15 protein-coding genes and 1 pseudogene are annotated in these 19,783 nt (G+C 60.9%); 13 read left to right on the top strand and 3 right to left on the bottom strand.

Annotation, left to right across the window (positions count from 1 at the left end; genetic code table 11):
* Positions 1-99 precede the first annotated feature (99 nt).
* From M2394_RS23505 to M2394_RS23490, 4 genes are all read left to right on the top strand, one after another.
* A complete protein-coding gene (locus M2394_RS23505; protein WP_178923652.1) occupies positions 100-1,011 on the top strand; it encodes an SDR family oxidoreductase in 912 nt (303 codons plus the stop codon).
* Between the two features lie 498 nt (positions 1,012-1,509).
* Positions 1,510-3,276, top strand: a complete 1,767-nt coding sequence (locus tag M2394_RS23500) for a DUF1302 domain-containing protein (protein WP_178923691.1) — start codon at positions 1,510-1,512, stop codon at positions 3,274-3,276.
* A 24-nt stretch (positions 3,277-3,300) separates the two neighbouring features.
* A complete protein-coding gene (locus M2394_RS23495; protein WP_178923654.1) occupies positions 3,301-4,668 on the top strand; it encodes a DUF1329 domain-containing protein in 1,368 nt (455 codons plus the stop codon).
* 181 nt (positions 4,669-4,849) lie between these two features.
* A complete protein-coding gene (locus M2394_RS23490) occupies positions 4,850-7,354 on the top strand; it encodes a LuxR C-terminal-related transcriptional regulator (RefSeq protein ID WP_259174742.1) in 2,505 nt (834 codons plus the stop codon).
* A 3-nt stretch (positions 7,355-7,357) separates the two neighbouring features.
* Here M2394_RS23490 and M2394_RS23485 read toward each other — a convergent pair whose 3' ends face one another.
* Positions 7,358-8,230 carry a helix-turn-helix domain-containing protein gene (locus tag M2394_RS23485; RefSeq protein WP_178923656.1) on the bottom strand — a complete coding sequence of 291 codons (873 nt, stop codon included), beginning with the start codon at positions 8,228-8,230 and terminating at the stop codon, positions 7,358-7,360.
* Positions 8,231-8,368: 138 nt separating this feature from the next.
* Between M2394_RS23485 and M2394_RS23480 the strand changes: the two genes are divergently transcribed.
* A complete protein-coding gene (locus M2394_RS23480) occupies positions 8,369-9,271 on the top strand; it encodes a DMT family transporter (protein ID WP_178923657.1) in 903 nt (300 codons plus the stop codon).
* A 48-nt stretch (positions 9,272-9,319) separates the two neighbouring features.
* On the opposite strand, the gene norR is transcribed toward M2394_RS23480, so the two are convergent.
* The gene (gene norR / locus M2394_RS23475) at positions 9,320-10,867 is read right to left on the bottom strand and encodes a nitric oxide reductase transcriptional regulator NorR (RefSeq protein WP_259174740.1); all 1,548 of its coding nucleotides are present in this window, start codon (positions 10,865-10,867) and stop codon (positions 9,320-9,322) included.
* 147 nt (positions 10,868-11,014) lie between these two features.
* Here norR and hmpA point away from each other — a divergent pair, with 147 nt between their 5' ends.
* Complete coding sequence (gene hmpA, locus M2394_RS23470) at positions 11,015-12,196, top strand: NO-inducible flavohemoprotein (protein ID WP_259174739.1); 1,182 nt, start codon at positions 11,015-11,017, stop codon at positions 12,194-12,196.
* A gap of 149 nt (positions 12,197-12,345) precedes the next feature.
* Positions 12,346-12,852 carry a disulfide bond formation protein B gene (locus M2394_RS23465; protein WP_178923660.1) on the top strand — a complete coding sequence of 169 codons (507 nt, stop codon included), beginning with the start codon at positions 12,346-12,348 and terminating at the stop codon, positions 12,850-12,852.
* A gap of 473 nt (positions 12,853-13,325) precedes the next feature.
* Here M2394_RS23465 and M2394_RS30405 read toward each other — a convergent pair.
* Positions 13,326-13,616 (bottom strand): annotated as a pseudogene (locus M2394_RS30405) (hypothetical protein).
* A 27-nt stretch (positions 13,617-13,643) separates the two neighbouring features.
* Here M2394_RS30405 and cyoA point away from each other — a divergent pair.
* From cyoA to M2394_RS23435, 6 genes are all read left to right on the top strand, one after another.
* Positions 13,644-14,585, top strand: coding sequence for a ubiquinol oxidase subunit II (gene cyoA / locus M2394_RS23460; protein WP_176996975.1), 942 nt, complete (start codon positions 13,644-13,646; stop codon positions 14,583-14,585).
* A gap of 3 nt (positions 14,586-14,588) precedes the next feature.
* Complete coding sequence (cyoB, locus tag M2394_RS23455) at positions 14,589-16,607, top strand: cytochrome o ubiquinol oxidase subunit I (protein WP_176996976.1); 2,019 nt, start codon at positions 14,589-14,591, stop codon at positions 16,605-16,607.
* Positions 16,608-16,610: 3 nt separating this feature from the next.
* Positions 16,611-17,237, top strand: a complete 627-nt coding sequence (locus tag M2394_RS23450) for a cytochrome o ubiquinol oxidase subunit III (protein ID WP_058426759.1) — start codon at positions 16,611-16,613, stop codon at positions 17,235-17,237.
* A complete protein-coding gene (cyoD, locus tag M2394_RS23445; RefSeq protein ID WP_016979640.1) occupies positions 17,237-17,578 on the top strand; it encodes a cytochrome o ubiquinol oxidase subunit IV in 342 nt (113 codons plus the stop codon). The genes M2394_RS23450 and cyoD overlap by 1 nt, the downstream gene beginning before the upstream one ends.
* Positions 17,579-17,589: 11 nt before the next feature.
* Complete coding sequence (cyoE, locus tag M2394_RS23440; protein WP_034100500.1) at positions 17,590-18,477, top strand: heme o synthase; 888 nt, start codon at positions 17,590-17,592, stop codon at positions 18,475-18,477.
* 144 nt (positions 18,478-18,621) lie between these two features.
* A complete protein-coding gene (locus tag M2394_RS23435; protein ID WP_259174737.1) occupies positions 18,622-19,707 on the top strand; it encodes a pyridoxal phosphate-dependent aminotransferase in 1,086 nt (361 codons plus the stop codon).
* Positions 19,708-19,783: the final 76 nt, after the last annotated feature.

The following is a 19,783-nucleotide window of genomic DNA, read 5'->3' as shown; positions in this document are numbered from 1 at the left end:
GCCTTATCGAGCACCATTCAGCCTCGGGCGACTTTATTGTGACCGCAGGCGCTGTGCCTGACACTCAACCCATTCCCATTGTCGCCAGCGGAGTTCGGTATGAGTGAGTCAGTGCAGTTCCAGGATAAGGTCGTGATCGTCACCGGTGCCGGCGGCGGGTTGGGCCGGGCCCATGCGCTGCTGTTCGCCAGGCATGGGGCCAAGGTGCTGGTCAACGACTTGGGCGGCTCTACCCAGGGCGAGGGCGCTAATGCCTCCGCTGCCGACCGCGTGGTCGCCGAAATCCGCGAAGCGGGCGGCATTGCCGAAGCCAACCATGATTCCGTCACCGACGGCGACAAGATCGTACAGAACGCGCTGGACGCCTTCGGTCGCATCGACGTGGTCGTCAACAACGCCGGCATCCTGCGCGACAAGACCTTCCACAAAATGGACGACAGCGACTGGGACCTGGTTTACCGGGTGCATGTCGAAGGCGCCTACAAAGTCACCCGCGCCGCCTGGCCGCACCTGCGTGAGCAAGGCTATGGCCGGGTGATCTTCACCGCCTCCACCTCGGGCATCTACGGCAATTTCGGCCAGTCCAACTACGGCATGGCCAAGCTCGGCTTGTATGGCCTGACCCGCACCCTGGCGCTGGAAGGGCGCAAGAACAACATCCTGGTGAACGCCATTGCCCCCACGGGCGGCACGCGCATGACCGAAGGCCTGATCCCGCCGCAAGTGTTCGAGCGCCTCAAGCCGGAGTTGGTCAGCCCCTTGGTGGTGTACCTGGGCAGCGAGGCGTGCCAGGAAACCTCGGGGTTGTTCGAGGTGGGCGGCGGATGGATCGGCAAGACCCGTTGGGAGCGCAGCCTGGGCGTGGGCTTTGACCCCGAGGCCGGTTTCTCCCCTGACGATGTGGCGGCGCATTGGGCGCAGATCTGCGACTTCCACGGCGCGGCGCACCCCAAGGACAACATCGAAGCATTGAAGGAGATGATGGCCAACTTACAGAAGTTCAGCCTCTGATCGTTGCTGGAACACGGTTGAATCCCACGGGGCGCTGAGAGCGCCCCGTTTTATTTGGGGCATAAAAAAGGCCGCTGCACAGGCAGCGGCCGAAGTAAGACGTTGGATCAAGGAGCGACAAATCAACGTCAGTGAACACCGATAACAGATTGAAAACAGGCCTCAATCCATTTGAATCCAGCTGTTCTTCCGGTTGCGGAAGCGGGCGGTTCGCCCTGAAAGCCCGGTAAGCATATTCGGTTGTAACAGAATGAGTAATAGCGGATCGGGACAAGGACTGTTACTGAATTGGCAATAGTTGCGCGGCGCACCATCCATGCCCCTGATAACCCGCCATCCACCCGGTCCATGCCCCCGCGAAAACCCCGGCCAGAGCGCCGGCTAATCCTTTTGAGCGACAGCACGAATACCCCTTTGGTGCGCTTATCGCTCCTGATGTGCGGCAGTAGGGTGGGGCCTTCTGTCACTCACCGGGGAAGACGCATGACAAAAACAACAATGCGCGCCATCTTCACGCCGCAAGCGCTGGCGGCTGCGGTTGCACTGGGTTGCTGCGCCCAGGCGCAGGCTGTTTCGTTCAACATTGGCGAGATCGAAGGGCAATTCGACTCCTCGCTGTCGGTCGGCGCGAGTTGGGGCATGCGCGATGCCGACAAGAAGCTGGTGGGCGTGACCAATGGCGGTACGGGGCAGGCGTCTACCGGGGATGACGGGCGGCTGAACTTCAAGAAGGGCGAGACCTTCTCCAAGATTTTCAAGGGCATTCACGACCTGGAGCTCAAGTACGGTGACAGCGGCGTCTTCGTGCGCGGCAAGTATTGGTACGACTTTGAGTTGCAGGACGAAGACCGCGAGTTCAAGCAGATCAGCAATCACCATCGCGATGAAGGCGCACGCTCCTCCGGCTACGAATTGCTCGATGCCTTTGTCTATCACAACTACTCCATCGCCGACCTGCCGGGCAACGTGCGCGTGGGCAAGCAAGTGGTCAGTTGGGGCGAGAGCACCTTTATCGGCAACTCCATCAATAGCATCAACCCCATCGATGTCTCGGCCTTCCGCCGCCCAGGTGCGGAGATCAAGGAAGGGCTGATTCCGGTGAACATGCTGTTCGCTTCGCAGAGCCTCACCAACCAACTGACCGTGGAAGGCTTCTACCAGTTGAACTGGGAAAACACCGTGGTGGATAACTGCGGGACGTTCTTTGGCAATGACGTAGTAGCCCACGGTTGTAACAACAACTACACCGTGGGGACTGCGGCGGCGGCGGGGTTCCAGCCGCTGGCCAGGGCTTTCGGGCAAGGCTTTGCAGTGACCAACGAAGGGATTGTGGTACAGCGTGGTAAGGACCGTGAGGCCCGCGACGGCGGCCAGTTTGGCGGTGCCTTGCGCTGGCTGGGGGACGACACTGAGTACGCGTTGTATTTCATGAATTACCACAGCCGTACACCGACGGTGGGTACCACCAGTGCCGGGCAGGGCACGCTGAATGCGTTGGCCGGTATGGCAGGGTTTGTCCCTGCGGCGTTACTGCCGTCGCTCAAATCAAGCGTCATGCTTGGTCGTGGCCAGTACTACCTCGAATACCCGGAAGACATTCGCCTCTACGGCGCCAGCTTCTCGACCACCTTGCCCACCGGCACGGCGTGGAGCGGCGAAATCAGCTACCGGCCCAACGCCCCTGTGCAGTTGAACACCACCGACCTGACGCTGGCGCTGGTTAACCCGGCAACTCCCGGAACTTCGGTCATCAGTTCCTCTGCCGGCGCCGACAACAAAGGCTACCGCCGCAAGCAAATCACCCAGGCTCAAACCACCTTTACTCAGTTCTTCGATCAGGTCTTGGGCGCTGACCGTCTGACCTTGGTGGGCGAGGCGGGCGTCACCTATGTGGCGGGCCTGGAATCCAAGAGCAAGCTGCGCTATGGGCGTGATTCGGTTTACGGCGTTTACGGCTACCAAGGTGATACCGATGGGTTTGTCACCGCCACCTCCTATGGTTACCGCGCCCGGGCGATCCTCGACTACAGCAACGTGTTTGCCGGGGTCAACCTCAAGCCGAACCTGTCTTGGTCCCATGACGTGAAAGGCTACGGCCCCAACGGCCTGTTCAACGAAGGCGCCAAGGCGGTGAGCATCGGTGTCGATGCCGACTACCGAAACACCTACACCGCCAGCCTCAGTTACACCGACTTTTTCGGTGGCCACTACAACACCCTGACCGACCGCGACTTCCTGTCCCTCAGCGTCGGTGCGAACTTCTGATCACGGTTTGAAAAGGACAACTTCATGCGCAAGATGATTCTGCAATGCGGCGTATTGGCCCTTAGCCTGATGGCCGCCAATGTCATGGCCGCTGTGTCCCCGGACGAAGCCGCCAAGCTCGGCACCACCCTGACCCCCATGGGCTCGGAAAAGGCCGGTAACGCCGATGGCTCGATCCCGGCCTGGACGGGCGGCATCCCGAAAAACGCCGGTGCGGTGGACAGCAAGGGTTTTCTCGCCGACCCGTTCGCCAGTGAAAAACCGCTGTTCGTGATCACCGCGGCCACTGTCGACAAATACAAAGACAAGCTCTCCGACGGCCAGGTGGCGATGTTCAAGCGCTACCCCGAGACCTACAAGATCCCGGTGTACCCCAGCCACCGCACGGTCAACTTGCCAGCGGACATCTACGAGTCGATCAAGCGCAGCGCCCTGAACGTGCACGCGATCAACGACGGCAACGGCTTGGAGAACTTCACCGGCAACCGCTACTACGCGTTCCCGATTCCGAAGAATGGCGTGGAGGTGCTGTGGAACCACATCACCCGTTACCACGGTGGCAACCTGCGCCGCATCATCACCCAGGCCACCCCGCAGACCAACGGCAGCTACACCCCGATCCGCTTCGAAGAAGAAGTGGCAGTGCCGCAGTTGATTCCGGACATGGACCCGGCCAAGGGCGCCAACGTGCTGACCTTCTTCAAGCAGTCGGTGACCGCGCCGGCGCGCCTGGCCGGTAACGTGCTGCTGGTGCATGAGACCCTCGACCAGGTGAAGGAACCGCGCCTGGCGTGGATCTACAATGCCGGCCAACGCCGGGTACGCCGCGCGCCGCAAGTGGCGTATGACGGGCCGGGCACGGCGTCCGACGGCCTGCGCACCTCCGACAACTTCGACATGTTTTCCGGCGCCCCGGACCGTTACGACTGGAAGCTGGTGGGCAAGAAGGAGATGTATATTCCCTACAACAGCTACAAGCTGGACCAGCCGACCCTCAAGTACGACGACATCATCAAGGCCGGCCACATCAACCAGGACCTGACCCGCTATGAGCTGCACCGCGTGTGGGAAGTGGTCGGCACGGTCAAGCCGAGCGAGCGGCACATCTACGCCAAGCGCCACATGTACATCGACGAAGACAGCTGGCAGGTGGCACTGGTGGATCACTACGACGGCCGTGGCCAGCTGTGGCGGGTGGCCGAAGGTCATGCGCAGTTCTACTACGACCACCAGGTGCCGGCCTACACCGTGGAAACCCTGTACGACCTCATCGCCGGGCGCTACATCGCCCTGGGCATGAAAAACGAAGAGAAGAGCAGCTTCGTGTTCGGCTTCGCGGCAAAAGCAGCGGACTACACCCCGGCAGCCCTGAGGTCCGAAGGCATTCGCTGATCGCACCCCCCCTTGTAGGAGCCGGCAAGCCGGCTCCTACAGAGAAAGGCCGGGCTCCCTTGGGAATTCCGGCCTTTTTTATGGCTTGAAATCAGTTCGCTGAATACTTCTTCAACAACCGCCGACCACAGGACTAGGGTAGGCGCCAGGTTGCATAACAATAAAAAAGCAGGATGCAGCAATGACCGCCATGACACGCTGCCTGGACCGTCCTGGATTCATGCCACGGCTGTCCTCCCACCATTTATTGCGCCCGCGCCTGGCCGAACCGTTGCTGGCGGCGCAGGTGCGCGTGAAGTTGCTGTGCGCGCCCGGTGGCAGCGGCAAAAGTGCGTTGCTCGCTGAGTGCGCCATGCAGGCGCCGGTGGGTTGCCAGGTGTACTGGTTGCCACTCAATGGCGCGGTCTTGAGCCCCCTCGAGCTGTGCCAGCGGCTGGCGCAAAACCTTGGCCTGGTGTTTACCGATGAAGCCTCGCTGCTGCTGGACCTTTCCCGATGGCAAACCCCAGCATGGGTATTCCTCGACGACTTCTGTCGTCTACCCACGCCAGGCACCGACGCCTTGCTCGACCACCTGTTCACCTCCAGCAGCCCCGCGCTGACGTGGTGGCTGGGTGCGCGCCGACGGCCGTTATGCAACTGGCCACGCTTGCTGCTCGATGATGAGCTGTTGGAGTGCGGCGCCGAATTGGCATTCAACCCGGCGGAGGTCCAGTCACTGCTGCGGCATGCGCCAGGGCAGTCGGTTGAACGTGTCATGCAGTTCAGCGGCGGCTGGTGCGCGGGCGTGCGCATCGCTTTGCTGGGGGACGGCCACCCCGAAAAAACCTTGTTCGACTACCTGCAACACGAACTGTTCGGCACCTTGCCCGCCGAGCTGGCAGAGGCCTGGCGCGTACTCGCCCATCTGCCACGCTTTAATGCAGGGCTGTGCGAGCACTTGTTCGGCTTTGGTGACGGTGACCACTACCTGCGGGAGCTGCAGGCGCTCGGCGCATTCATCCAGCCGTGGGAAGACACCGACTGGCTCCAGGTCTTCCCGCCGCTTGCCCGATTGCTGAGTGACGAACCCTGGCCGGCCAAACGCTCCTGGCACCGGCGGGCCTGCCAGTGGTTCACCGCCGAGCAGGACTGGCAGGCCGCCTTCGAGCAGGCGCTGCTCGCCGAAGAGTACGAAGTGGCCGTGAGCCTGTTGCAGCACTTCAGTTTCGAAGACCTGTTCCGCCAGCAGAACGCCGCGTTGTTGTTGCGCCTGCACGAGCAGCATGGCGATGAATTGATGCTCGGCTCTGCGCAACTGGTCGGGCTGGTCACGGCTGCGTTGCTGTTCGCCGGGCGCTTTGAGCAGGCCGCGCAATGTATCGACCAACTGGCACGTTTTGCGCCGCAACCGACGGCGGCCCAGCAACGTTATCTGCTGGCGCGCTGGCAGGCGCAGTGGGGCTGGTTGTTGCACCTGGGCGGCGATGCCGAGCGTTCCCGCGAGCACTTTCTGGAGGCGCTGCAAGCCTTGCCCGACAGTGCGTGGACGTCACGCCTGATGTGCTTGTCGGGGCTGACCCAGCAAGCCTTGCTGCGCGGCGAGCTCGATACCGCCCAAGCCTTGAGCCGTGAGGCGCTGTGCCTGGCGCGTGCCCACGGCTCGCTGCTGCTGGAGTCTCTGTTGGAGCTGGATCACGCGCAATTGCTCGAACAGCGGGGCGCGCCGTACCGGGCACAAAGCCTGCTCGAACAAGTGCAAGCGAGGTTGCTTCAACAGCGGCTGAAGGCCGGCCCGCTGGTGGGGCGCATCGCGTTGCGGCGCGGGCACCTGGCGTTGCGCCAAGGCCAGGATGAATTGGCGGCCGAGTGTTTCGACGCGGGCTTGAAGATGTGCCTGCACAGTCAGGACAAGCGCGTGCTGTACGGGTTTCTTGGGTTGGCATTGTTGGCGGCGAACCGTGGCGATTACGCCCAGGCGTTTATCCAGTTGCGTGAGGCCGAGCGCTTGATGCAACAACGCCACGTACCGGACACGGTGTATCGCGCGGTGTTGTTGTTGGTCAGCGGGCATTTCTGGTTGCAGCAAGGTCGCGCTGAATTGACGGTGGAAGCGGTTCGCCGGGTGTTGCGCCACTTCCGTGGGCCAAACGCCCGCCAGGCGCCGCCGGCCACGCTGGAATTGATACCGCGCCTGGAATACCTGCTGGTATTGGCCGAGGTCAGACTGGGCTGCGCCGAGCAACCGATCCCACGGCTCACGGCCTTGCTCGACGCCACCCGCGAGCGCGGCATGCTGTGCCTGGAAACCGAGCTGCAGTTGGTGTTGGGGGAGGTGGCTTGGCAACTGGGTGACGCCGTCCAGGCCCGCAGTGCGTTGCGTGCGGGCTTGGAGTTGGCAGGGCGTTGCCAGGTGCAACAAGCCATTCGCGAGTTGCGCCTGCGTTCCCCCGGGTTGTTGAGTGAGCTGGGCCTGGAGCCACAGGCGACGCCCGCCGGTGCGGTGGACAACCCGCTGAGCCAGCGCGAGCTGGAGGTGCTGCAATTGATTGCCCTGGGCAACTCTAATCTGGAAATCGCCGACCGTTTGTTTATCTCTCTGCACACCGTGAAGACCCACGCACGGCGTATTCACAGCAAGCTGGGCGTGGAGCGGCGCACGCAAGCGGTGGCCAAGGCCAAGACATTGGGCTTGATGGGCGGTTGAAGGTTAAGCGAACGCCTGGCGGTATTCCCCGGGCGTCGCGCCCATGGCCTGGCGGAAACGGTGGGTGAAGTGGCTGGCGCTGGAGAAGCCGCACAACCAGGCGATCTCGCCCAGCGGCAGGGTGCCCCCACGCAGCAAGGCTTGTGCGCGGGCCAGACGGCGCGCCAGCAGGTATTGGTGCGGCGGCAGGCCGAAGCTTTGGCGGAACATCCGCGCAAAGTGGTATTCCGACAACGCACACAAACCGGCGAGTTGACCGAGGCTGATCGGCTCTTCCAAGTGATGCTCGATGTAGTCCACCAACAGCCGCCGCTGGTGTGCGGCCAGCCCGCCTTTCAAGCGCAACCCTTCACGTGCGCCCACCTGGCTGAGCAAGGTGTGGCTGAGCATTTCATGGGCCAGGCTGCTGGTCAGCAAGCGCTCGGCCGGTTCTTGCCAGTTGAGCGCGATCAATTGGTGAAAACGTTGGGCCTGGCGGGCGTCTTCAAGAAAGGTGCTTTCGCGCAATTGCAGCTCGCGGGGCTCGCGGTCGAGCAGGGTGACGCAGCCGAGGGCAAACTGCTCCGGACTGAAATACACGTGGGCCAGGCGGATTTCGCCGTTGATCACCCAGGCCGAGCGGTGTTCGGCCGGCAGGATGCACAGCTTGTCGGGGCCGCCCTTGGTGCCCGGCTGGTCGCGGCGGAACGTGCCGGTGCCGCCGCCGATATAGCACGACAAGGTATGGTGGCCCGGCGCCTGGTAATCCTGGGAGTCGTGGTGGTTGCTCCACAAGGCTGCCGACAAGCCGTCACCGAGCTCGGCGCAGGCTTCGAGGCGAGCGTGGGGCGAGCGGTTGAGGGCTTGAAAGACTTGCAGGGATTGCAGATCAGGCATGGTGTGTATTCTCCGACGCCTTGCATCCTACTCCGCGCGGGTTGCGCTGTGATCCCGTGATCCGACAAAAGCGCAAGAATGTGCAAGAGATCGGGGCTGGCTGCGAGGGACACTGTGGCTCAATCACCGGAGCCCACCATGAACCTTTTCCTGTATTTACTCACCGTGCTGATCTGGGGCACCACCTGGATCGCCCTCAAATGGCAGTTGGGCGTTGTGGCGATTCCCGTGTCGATCGTCTATCGCTTTGGCCTCGCGGCCCTGGTGCTGTTTGCGCTGTTGTTGCTCAGCCGCAAGTTGCAGGTGATGAACCGACGCGGGCACCTGATCTGCCTGGCCCAGGGCTTGTGCCTGTTTTGCGTGAACTTCATGTGCTTTCTCACCGCCAGCCAATGGATCCCCAGCGGCCTGGTGGCCGTGGTGTTTTCCACTGCCACGCTGTGGAACGCGCTGAATGCCCGGGTGTTCTTTGGCCAACGTGTAGCGCGCAACGTATTGATGGGCGGCGCGCTGGGCTTGTTGGGGCTGGGCTTCTTGTTCTGGCCGGAACTGGTCGGGCATACCGCCAGCCCGCAGACTTTGCTGGGGTTAGGCCTGGCGTTGCTCGGCACGATGTGTTTCTCGGCGGGCAACATGCTCTCGAGCCTGCAACAGAAGGCCGGGCTCAAGCCGCTGACCACCAACGCCTGGGGCATGGCTTACGGGGCGGCGATGCTGGCGACCTACTGCGCGGTGCGCGGCATCCCGTTCGACATGGATTGGAGCGCGCGTTATATCGGCGCCCTGTGGTACCTGGTGATCCCGGGCTCGGTGATCGGCTTTACCGCCTACCTCACCCTGGTCGGGCGTATGGGCCCGGAGCGTGCGGCGTACTGCACCGTGCTGTTCCCGGTGGTGGCGCTGAACGTCTCGGCGTTTGCCGAGGGCTACCAATGGACCGCGCCCGCGCTGGCGGGGTTGGTGTTGGTGATGTTGGGCAATGTGTTGGTGTTTCGAAAGCCCAAACCTGCGAACGTAATCTTAAAGGCGAAGACAATCTAATGTGGGAGCGAGCAAGCCCGCTCCCACATTTGGATTGTGTTGACCTTTCTATTTGAGGCCCAGGCGCTTGGCCATGCGGCCGAGGTTGGCGCGGTCCAGTCCCAGTTCTCGGGCGGCGCTGGCCCAGTTGTGCTGATGGCGCTCCAGGCAGGCGCTGATCACCTGGCGCTGGTACTCCTCGGTGGCCTGGCGCAGGTCGCCGGTGACCACGGGGGCTGTTTCGGTCGCGGCTTCCAGTGCAGGCGGCGCGCTGACGTCGGGCAGGTCCAGGTCCTGGGCGCTTAGGCTGAGGATCTTCGGCCGCTCGGGGCAATTGCCCAGGGCCTTGAGTGCGCTGCGGCCAATCAAATGTTCCAGCTCCCGCACGTTACCTGGCCAGTTGTAAGCCAGCAGCGCCGCCTGGGCATCGCTGGTCAGGCGCAGGCTGCCCAGGCCCATGCGCGAGCGGTTTTGCTCCAGAAAGTAACCCGCCAGCAACAACACATCACGGCCACGCTCGCGCAGCGCCGGCACTTGCAGCGGGTACACGCTCAGGCGGTGGTAGAAGTCGGCGCGGTAGCGGCCGTTGCGCACTTCTTCGGCGAGGTCGCGGTTGGTGGCGGCGATCAGGCGCACATCCACCTGGTGCTCCTTGTCCGACCCCAGGCGCTGCAACTGACCGCTTTGCAGCACGCGCAACAGCTTGGCCTGCACGGTCAGGGACAACTCGCCCACTTCGTCCAGGAACAGCGTGCCGCCATTGGCCAGCTCGAATTTGCCACGGCGTTCGTTCAGCGCGCCGGTAAAGGCGCCGCGCACGTGGCCGAACAGTTCGCTCTCGACCAGGGTTTCCGGCAGGGCCGCGCAGTTGAGGCTGATCAGCGGTTTGTCGGCGCGTGCGGACGCGGCATGGATCGCCTGCGCCACCAACTCTTTGCCCACGCCGGTTTCGCCGGTGATCAGCACTGTCAGGTCGCTGCCGCCCACCAGTTTGATTTCCTCGACCAGGCGCTTGTGTGCCTTGCTCTGACCGATCATTTCCTTGTGCTGCTGGCCGCTGGCCTGGCGATAGATTTCGGCGCGCTGATGTTCATCTTCGGCGCGCAGGGCCAGGCGCTCGATGCGCTGGGCGACATTCACCGTGGCCGCCGCCAGGCTGGCGAAGGCTTGCAGGGCATCCAGCTCGACCCGTTCGAAACGCTCGGTGTCGAGGGCGTCCAAGGTCAGCAGTCCCCACGGCCGGTCGTCGACAAACAGCGGGCAGCCCATGCAATCGTGGACTTCCAGGTGGCCGTGCATGCCGTCCACCAGACCGTCGTAGGGGTCGGGCAGTTGGCTGTCACTGTCAAAGCGGGTCGGGCCGGGGCTGCTCAGCAGTACCTCGAAACGTGGGTGCTCACTGACCTTGAAGCGTCGGCCCAGGGTGTCGGCGCTCAAGCCATCCACCGCCAGCGGCACCAACCACTCGCCGTCCAGGCGCAATAACGCGGCGGCGTCGCAGGGCAGCAGGGCGCGCATGGCCTGCAGCAGGCGGCGGTAGCGCTCGCTTTCGGGCAGATCGCGGGACAGGTCGGCGACCAGGGGGAGCAGGGTGGTGAGCAGGGAGTGTGCAGTCATAGTGACTCCTTGTAGTCCTTAGGACTATACGGTGTAGGAAGTCAAAATGACTATAAATTATTCAAGTCATTGAAATATAAGGATTAAAAAATTGGCACGAATACTGAGTATCTAAAGGCAATCAGTCAAAAGACCCAGGAGTCTGCCATGCTTAGTGCCCAAGACCGTGCCATCGTCAAATCCACTGTGCCCCTGCTGGAAAGCGGCGGCGAAGCGCTGATCACCCATTTCTACCGCATGATGCTCTCCGAGTACCCGCAGGTTCGCCCGCTGTTCAACCAGGCCCACCAGGCCAGTGGCGACCAGCCCCGCGCCTTGGCCAACGGCGTGCTGATGTACGCACGGCACATCGACCAACTGGACCAACTGGGCGACCTCGTCGCCAAGATCATCAACAAGCACGTGGCCCTGCAGATCCTGCCAGAGCACTACCCGATCGTCGGCGCCTGCCTGCTGCGTGCGATTTCCGAAGTGCTGGGCAGCGAGATCGCCACGCCTGAGGTGATGAGTGCCTGGGGCGCCGCCTATGGCCAACTGGCCGACATCCTGATCGGCGCCGAAGCCGCCATCTACGACGAAAAAGCCCAGGCCCCGGGCGGCTGGCGCGGTGCGCGGCCGTTCATCCTGGTCAAGCGTGTGGAGGAGAGCGATGAAATCATCTCCTTCTATTTTGCCCCGGTGGACAATGGCCCGATCCTGGCGGCTGCACCTGGCCAATACATTGGCATGAAGCTGGTGCTCGACGGTGAAGAAGTGCGCCGCAACTATTCCCTCTCGGCCTTGAGCGATGCGGGCCTGTACCGTATCAGCGTCAAGCGCGAAGCCGGTGGGCGGGTGTCCAACTACCTGCATGACCAGATGCACGTCGGTGCGACCATCGACCTGTTCCCGCCGTCGGGCGAATTCACCCTGGCCGCCAGCGACAAACCGCTGGTGCTGATCAGCGGCGGCGTGGGCATCACGCCGACCCTGCCGATGCTGGAAGCGGCCCTGGCCACCGAGCGCCCGGTGCACTTTATCCATTGTGCGCGTAACGGCGGGGTGCATGCGTTCCGTGACTGGGTGGACGGCCTGGCCGCCAAGCACCCGCAGCTCAAGCGCTTTTACTGCTACGCCGAAGATGACGGCGTGAGCCCGGCGGCGGACAAGGTGGGCATGCTCACCCAGGAACAGCTGGCGGCATGGTTGCCGGAGCAGCGTGACGTGGATGCTTACTTCCTGGGGCCTAAAGGCTTCATGAGCGCAATCAAGCGCCACCTCAAGGCGTTGGGTGTGCCGGACAAACAAAGCCGTTATGAATTCTTCGGCCCGGCGTCGGCGTTGGAATAACGCGGTCAAAAATGTGGGAGTGGCGGTGCCACTCCCACATTTGTTTCTCTATTCCCCCCGATTAATCCCCCGTTAACCCCCTTCTGTTTAAACCACTCTCTGTGTGTAAACTTGCGGCCATTGGCACAACCAAACAAAGGGAACCCGAGATGAGTGACGAATTGCGTTTAGGCAGGGAGCGGCGCTTTCTGGTGTTGCTGGGCATCATCTGCCTGGCGCTGATCGGCGGTGCGCTGTACATGCAGGTGGTGTTGGGCGAGGCGCCTTGCCCGCTGTGTATCCTGCAGCGCTATGCGTTGCTGCTGATTGCCGTGTTCGCGTTCATCGGCGCGGCCATGCGCACCAAAGGCGCGGTCACGCTGTTCGAAGGGTTGGTGATTCTGAGCGCCCTGGGTGGCGTCGCGGCGGCCGGTCATCATGTGTACACCCAGTTCTTCCCTGAGGTCAGCTGCGGCGTGGACGTGCTGCAGCCGATCGTCGATGAGCTGCCCCTGGCCAAGGTGTTCCCGTTGGGGTTCCAGGTCGATGGCTTCTGCAGCACGCCGTACCCACCGATCCTCGGCCTGTCCCTGGCGCAGTGGGCGCTGGTGGCGTTCGTGCTGACGGTGATCCTGGTGCCGCTGGGCATCTACCGTAATCGCCAACGCAGGGCCTGAGTCGGTTATGCAAAACGCCCCGGTTCTCCTGATGGGAAGCCGGGGCGTTTTGCTGTGTAGGAATTTGTGAAATTGCCGTGACGAGGAGCAATTTCGGGCGTGCGCAGCGTGCGACATGTTGTCACACGGAACCTGTCGCAGGACGTTTCTGACCCAATGTGCAACCCATTAAATTTGCCTCGGGCGCGTGTTGTGTGCTGTCAGTTCGTCGTTTGAACGATCCCGCGAAACGCCTGTCGTCCGAGCCGTTCGGTGATGTCCGAATGCCTTGTTTTATGGGGGGTTGGATCCGTTTCGCATGCCCTTACAGCGTGTAAGGGATGTGACGGTTTACCGAATAACACGGCAATTTTTGTGGTTTTTGTTGAGAATCGAACGCGATAAGATCGCGAACCGTTGCAATAATGGTGAAGGATTATTGCTGTAATCGATAAAAATTATTTCTTTATAAGACATGGTTTATACATCGCTAGCTAACTACAATCGCCCGCACTGAATGTCCGGTGCTGTTCAATATTTGAGCATTGGAGCGGTCGAGGGGCAGATGGATGGCTCTGTGCGACCCCAGGTTCCGGCAGCCTTTCAACTATCCGCACCAAATGGAATTGGTCTGTAACAAGGCCTTTAACCACGAAATCGAATAAGAACTCACCGCAGGTCCGTGAAACGCTCCGTTATGGCGTAGCGGGCAGGCTCTTATTCAATCGAAGAGAAATGCCAACCCTTGGCAGGGTGAAGTGTTGGCGATCAAAACCCAACTGCATTGCGCAAGCTGCTTTAGAGGTCGTGAGATGAGTAAAAACAGGTACCCCCGATTACTAGGCTTTTTGCCGCTGCTTGGCATGATGTTAATGCTCGGAGGCTGCAAGTGGACCTTGATGGACCCAAAAGGACAGATCGGTCTGGATCAACGCAACCTGATCATCACCGCTACTCTGCTGATGCTGCTGGTCGTGGTCCCTGTGATCATCATGACCTTCGCCTTCGCCTGGAAATACCGCGCGTCGAACACCAGCGCTACCTACGCGCCCAAGTGGTCGCACTCCACCAAGATTGAAATCGCGGTGTGGCTGGTACCGGTCCTCATCATCATCGCCCTGGGTTACATCACCTATAAGTCGACCCACGAGCTGGACCCGTACCGTCCGCTGGAATCCGACGTCAAGCCGATCAACATCGAAGTGGTCGCGCTGGACTGGAAGTGGCTGTTCATCTACCCGGACCTGGGTATCGCCACGGTCAACGAGATCAAGTTCCCAGAGAACACCCCGCTTAACTTCCGGATCACCTCCGACGCCGTGATGAACTCGTTCTTCATCCCAGCCCTGGGCGGTCAGATCTACGCGATGGCAGGCATGCAGACTCGCCTGCACCTGATCGCCAACGAAAAAGCTGAAATGGAAGGCATCTCCGCTAACTACAGCGGTGCTGGCTTCACCGGCATGAAATTCAAAGCGATCTCGACGAGCCAGGACGATTTCAACGCCTGGGTAGCCGAAGTCAAGGCCGCACCTAAACAGCTTGATCAAGCTGAATACGATGCCCTGACCAAACCAAGCCAGAACAACCCAGTCGCCCTGTACTCCACGTACGAGCCGAACCTGTTTCAGAAAATCGTCGACAAGTACGAAGGTATGAAGCCAGGCAAGCCGGTCAAGCACGAGAAGAAAGAAGTGGCCGCGGTTGAAGGTTCTGAAACGGGCGCGCATTCAACTGCTGGGGCAGAGGAGTAAACGATGTTTGGTAAATTAAGTTGGGATGCGGTCCCGTTCCACGAGCCGATCGTAATGGTGACTATCGCCATGATCGCGCTGGGTGGTCTGGCGCTCGTAGCAGGTATCACCTATTTCAAGAAATGGTCCTACCTGTGGACCGAGTGGTTGACGTCGGTCGACCACAAGAAAATCGGCGTCATGTACGTCATCGTTGCCATGGTCATGCTGCTGCGTGGTTTTGCCGACGCCATCATGATGCGTACCCAGCTGGCCATGGCCACCGAAGGTTCGCCTGGCTATCTGCCACCTGAACACTATGACCAGATCTTCACCGCTCACGGTGTGATCATGATCATCTTCATGGCGATGCCATTCTTCACCGGCCTGATGAACCTTGCCTTGCCGCTGCAGATCGGTGCCCGTGACGTTGCCTACCCGTTCCTGAACTCCCTGAGCTTCTGGCTGCTGGTTTCCGGCGTTGTGCTGATCAACGTTTCCCTGGGCGTCGGCGAATTCGCCAAGACCGGTTGGGTTGCGTATCCGCCACTGTCGGGCATTCAGTACAGTCCGGGCGTGGGTGTGGACTACTACATCTGGGCGCTACAGTTATCAGGGCTCGGGACGACGCTAACGGGGGTCAACTTCCTGGCCACCGTACTGAAAATGCGCGCCCCTGGCATGAAACTGATGGACATGCCGATCTTCACCTGGACCTGCACCTGGGCCAACGTCCTGATCGTGGCTTCGTTCCCGATCCTGGCCGCTACCATGGCGCTGCTGTCGCTTGACCGTTACCTGGATTTCCACATTTTCACCAACGAACTTGGTGGCAATCCAATGATGTACGTGAACCTGTTCTGGGCATGGGGTCACCCTGAGGTGTACATCCTGATCCTGCCAGCGTTCGGTATCTTCTCTGAAGTGATCTCGACCTTTACCGGCAAACGCCTGTTCGGTCACCACTCGATGGTCTACGCATCGGGCGCAATCTCTGTACTGGGCTTCATGGTGTGGCTGCACCACTTCTTCACCATGGGTTCGGGTGCCAGCGTCAACGCCTTCTTCGGCCTGGCGACCATGCTGATTTCCATCCCGACGGGGGTGAAGCTATTCAACTGGCTGTTCACCATCTACCACGGCCGTCTGCGTATCACCAGCCAGGTTCTGTGGACCCTGGGCTTCATGGTGACCTTCGCCATCGGCGGCATGACCGGCGTACTGCTGGCCATCCCGGGTGCTGACTTCGTCCTGCACAACAGCCTGTTCGTGATCGCTCACTTCCACAACGTGATCATCGGTGGTGCTGTATTCGGTTACATCGCTGGTTTCAGCTTCTACTTCCCGAAAGCGTTCGGCTTCAAGCTGCACGAAGGTTGGGGCAAGGCTGCATTCTGGTTCTGGATCTCGGGCTTCTTCGTCGCGTTCATGCCGCTCTACGCGCTGGGCTTCATGGGCATGACCCGTCGTCTGAACGCTACTACCAACCCTGAGTGGGTGCCGTACCTGTACGTCGCCATGTTCGGTGCGGTGATGATCGCTGTGGGTATTGCCTGCCAGCTGATCCAGCTGTACGTGAGTGTCCGTGACCGTAAGCAAAACGCTTGCGACTCCGGTGACCCATGGAATGGCCACACCCTGGAATGGTCGACTTCGTCGCCACCGCCGTTCTACAACTTCGCCGTGATCCCTACTGCGAACACCATTGATGCGTTCACCGAAGCCAAGGAAGACGGTACTGCGTACCAGCGTCCGAAGCATTACGAACCGATCCACATGCCAAACAACACCGCCACTGGTGTGGTGATGGGCGGCCTGCTGACCGTGTTCGGTTTCGCGATGATCTGGCACATCTGGTGGCTGGCGATCGTGAGCCTGGTGGGCACTATCGGTTACTTCATCATTCACGCTGCCCGTGATGATCAAGGCTACATGGTGCCGGTCGAGACGATCGAGCGCATCGAAGCCGAGCAGCACGCTCGCCTGGTAGCCGAGAAGAAGATTCCGGCCAACCGTGTAGAAACCTCGTTGGAACAGGCTTAAACCATGTCGAACTTAGTGACCAATGCTGGACACGCCCATGTCGATGACCATGGGCACGATGACCATCACCACGACTCGGGGCCAATGACCGTTTTCGGTTTCTGGCTCTACCTGATGACCGACTGCATCTTGTTTGCGTCGATCTTCGCGGTGTACGCGGTACTGGTAAACAACGTAGCGGGTGGCCCGTCGGGCCACGACATCTTCGAACTGCCTTACGTGCTCGGCGAAACCGCCTTGCTGTTGTTCAGTTCGATCACCTACGGCTTCGCCATGTTGGCCTTCTACAAGGGCAACAAGAAAGGCGTTCTGAGCTGGTTGGCACTGACCTTCCTGTTCGGCCTGGGCTTCATCGGCATGGAGATCAACGAGTTCCACCTGCTGATCTCCGAAGGCTACGGCCCGCACCGTTCCGGCTTCCTGTCCGCGTTCTTCACGCTGGTAGGCACCCACGGTCTGCACGTTTCGGCTGGCCTGCTGTGGATGGCGGTGATGATGTATCAGGTCAATAAACACGGCCTGACCAACACCAACAAGACTCGCCTGACCTGCCTGAGCCTGTTCTGGCACTTCCTGGACGTGGTCTGGATCTGCGTATTCACCGTCGTCTACTTGATGGGGACTCTGTAATGGCTAATGCACACTCCCATGACCATGACAGCCATGATGCGAGCCACGGCAGCGTAAAGTCCTACGCTATCGGCTTCATCCTGTCGGTCATCCTGACGCTCATCCCGTTTGGTCTGGTGATGTACCCGACCCTGCCAAAGTCGATCACCTTGATGATCGTGCTGGCATTCGCGGTGATTCAGGTTCTGGTTCACCTGGTGTACTTCCTGCACCTGGATCGTTCCAAGGAACAGCGCGATAACGTGGTTGCCTTCGTGTTCGCAGGGATCGTAATCGTGCTGCTGGTTGGCCTGTCGATATGGATCATGTTCAGCATCCATACGTTCATGATGGCGAAGTGAGGTAAGACCCGATGTCGCTTAAGCACTTTATCCAAATCACCAAACCGGGGATCATTTTCGGTAACGTGCTTTCTGTGGCGGGCGGTTTCTTCCTGGCCTCCAAGGGACATGTCGATCTGGCCATCTTCCTGGCTGCAATGATCGGCACCTCCCTGGTGGTAGCTTCCGGATGTGTGTTCAACAACTGCATCGACCGTGACATCGATATCAAGATGGAGCGCACCAAGAACCGCGTGCTGGTCCAGGGCTTAATCTCCCTGAAACTGGCATTGGTCTACGCGACCGTCCTGGGTGTTGCCGGTGTGGCACTGTTGTACAAGGTGGCCAACCCGTTGGCGGCGCTGTTTGCCGTGATCGGGTTTGTCATCTACGTCGGCCTCTACAGCCTGTACCTCAAGCGCAAGTCGGTTCACGGCACGCTGGTGGGCAGTCTGTCGGGGGCGATGCCGCCGGTGATTGGTTATGTGGCTGTGACCAATAGCTTCGACATGGCCGCGCTGACGCTACTGGTGATGTTCAGCCTGTGGCAGATGCCGCACTCCTACGCCATTGCGATTTTCCGCTTCAATGACTACCTGGCTGCGTCGATTCCGGTATTGCCGGTCAAGCGTGGCATCCAAGTGGCCAAGAAACACATCCTGCTCTACATCCTGGCCTTCCTCGTGGCGACCTTGATGTTGACCTTCAGTGGCTACGCCGGCATGAGCTACCTCGCCGTCGCCGCCGCCATGGGCATGTACTGGTTGTACATGGCCTGGACCGGCTACAAGGCGGTGGATGACACCGTCTGGGCGCGCAAGCTGTTCGTGTTCTCGATCTTCACCATCACCGCGCTCAGCGTGATGATGTCCCTGGATTTCCAAGTGCCGAAAGAGCTGCTACTGACTTACGCTCACTGAGTGGTCCTGCAGTGAAAGAGCCCCGCCTTCGAGAGACGCGCGGGGCTTTTTCTTGGGCGCTGGTTAAATCGGCCGGGGCCATTCTCGTCATACCCCTCTGAATGAGTAGTGAGAATTCATCGCCCGCCTACAAGGAGTAGCTCCATGTTCAGCGTCAGTCGCCGGTCCCTTCTCACCGTGGGCGCAGCCCTGCCATTGCTGGGGCGCCTGGATTGGGCCGTTGCCAGCCCGCCACCGGCCAAGGCTGACAGGCTGCGGCTGAACTACAACGAAAGCCCCTACGGCCCCTCCGGCGCGGCGCAGGAGGCCATGCAGCGCGGGATCGCTACTGCTGCGCTGTATCCCTATGGTCATATGTATGCGCTGGCCGAACTGTTCGCCCAGCAACAAGGCATTGCCGAAGACCAGGTGGCGGTGTTTTCCGGCTCGATGGCGGCCCTGCGCTATGCGGTGCTGGCGTTCACCAGCACCACCCGTGGCCTGGTGATGGCCACGCCGTCCTATGAAGTGCCGCGCCAGGCGGCCGAAAACTGGAAGGCGCCCGTGCAGGAAGTGGACCTCGACGCCGCGCATGCCCACGACATTCCCGCCATGCTCGCTGCCGACCCCCAGGCCGGCATGCTCTACGTGTGCAACCCCAACAACCCCACCGGCACCCTGACTCCCACCGACGCCATCCGCGAGGCACTGGCAAACAAGCCCAAAGGCAGCGTGCTGGTGGTGGACGAGGCCTATATCGACTTCTCCGATGCGCCCAGTTGCATCAGTTGGGTCAATGAGCACGACGACCTGCTGGTGCTACGGACTTTCTCGAAAATCTACGGACTGGCCGGCGCCCGCGTGGGCCTGGCGATCGGCCACCCGGCGCTACTGGAGCGGCTGGCGGTGTTCGGCGGCGACAACGTGCCGGCCGGCTCCAGCCTGCTGGGCGCCCATGCCAGCCTGGAGGACGTGAAGCTGTTGCCCCAACGCAAGGCGCTCAACGCCCGGGCGCGGGATGAGACGGTGGCCTGGCTCAAGGCGCGCGGTTTCACCTGTACGGTGTCCGCCAGCAACTGCTTCATGATCGACGTGAAACGCCCCGCCGAGCAGGTCATCGAGCGGCTGGCCGAGCACGGCGTGTTGATCGGGCGGGTGTGGAAGAACTGGCCGCAGTGGGTGCGAGTAACCGTTGGTAGTGCACAGCAGATGCAGCGCTTCCGTGAGGTGTTTGCCGCGCAGGTGGTCTGAGCCAGGTGAATCCCGTGCCCATGGTCGGCTCGCCATGGGAACCACTGGACAAGGCGTTTGGGGCATGTTTCATTCT

It is taken from the genome of Pseudomonas sp. BIGb0164 (assembly GCF_024810135.1).
In the GTDB taxonomy this organism is placed as follows: domain Bacteria; phylum Pseudomonadota; class Gammaproteobacteria; order Pseudomonadales; family Pseudomonadaceae; genus Aquipseudomonas.
Note: the sequence above shows the minus strand (reverse complement) of the source record. Positions and strands in the feature narration are given on the sequence as shown.

Excerpts from the sequence above, each read along its gene's own strand:
- M2394_RS23505 (WP_178923652.1), top strand. The coding sequence starts at position 100 with ATGAGTGAGTCAGTGCAGTTCCAGGATAAGGTCGTGATCGTCACCGGT.
- M2394_RS23500 (WP_178923691.1), top strand. The coding sequence starts at position 1,510 with ATGCGCGCCATCTTCACGCCGCAAGCGCTGGCGGCTGCGGTTGCACTG.
- M2394_RS23495 (WP_178923654.1), top strand. The coding sequence starts at position 3,301 with ATGCGCAAGATGATTCTGCAATGCGGCGTATTGGCCCTTAGCCTGATG.
- M2394_RS23490 (WP_259174742.1), top strand. The coding sequence starts at position 4,850 with ATGACCGCCATGACACGCTGCCTGGACCGTCCTGGATTCATGCCACGG.
- M2394_RS23485 (WP_178923656.1), bottom strand. The coding sequence starts at position 8,230 with ATGCCTGATCTGCAATCCCTGCAAGTCTTTCAAGCCCTCAACCGCTCG.
- M2394_RS23480 (WP_178923657.1), top strand. The coding sequence starts at position 8,369 with ATGAACCTTTTCCTGTATTTACTCACCGTGCTGATCTGGGGCACCACC.
- norR (WP_259174740.1), bottom strand. The coding sequence starts at position 10,867 with ATGACTGCACACTCCCTGCTCACCACCCTGCTCCCCCTGGTCGCCGAC.
- hmpA (WP_259174739.1), top strand. The coding sequence starts at position 11,015 with ATGCTTAGTGCCCAAGACCGTGCCATCGTCAAATCCACTGTGCCCCTG.
- M2394_RS23465 (WP_178923660.1), top strand. The coding sequence starts at position 12,346 with ATGAGTGACGAATTGCGTTTAGGCAGGGAGCGGCGCTTTCTGGTGTTG.
- cyoA (WP_176996975.1), top strand. The coding sequence starts at position 13,644 with ATGAGTAAAAACAGGTACCCCCGATTACTAGGCTTTTTGCCGCTGCTT.
- cyoB (WP_176996976.1), top strand. The coding sequence starts at position 14,589 with ATGTTTGGTAAATTAAGTTGGGATGCGGTCCCGTTCCACGAGCCGATC.
- M2394_RS23450 (WP_058426759.1), top strand. The coding sequence starts at position 16,611 with ATGTCGAACTTAGTGACCAATGCTGGACACGCCCATGTCGATGACCAT.
- cyoD (WP_016979640.1), top strand. The coding sequence starts at position 17,237 with ATGGCTAATGCACACTCCCATGACCATGACAGCCATGATGCGAGCCAC.
- cyoE (WP_034100500.1), top strand. The coding sequence starts at position 17,590 with ATGTCGCTTAAGCACTTTATCCAAATCACCAAACCGGGGATCATTTTC.
- M2394_RS23435 (WP_259174737.1), top strand. The coding sequence starts at position 18,622 with ATGTTCAGCGTCAGTCGCCGGTCCCTTCTCACCGTGGGCGCAGCCCTG.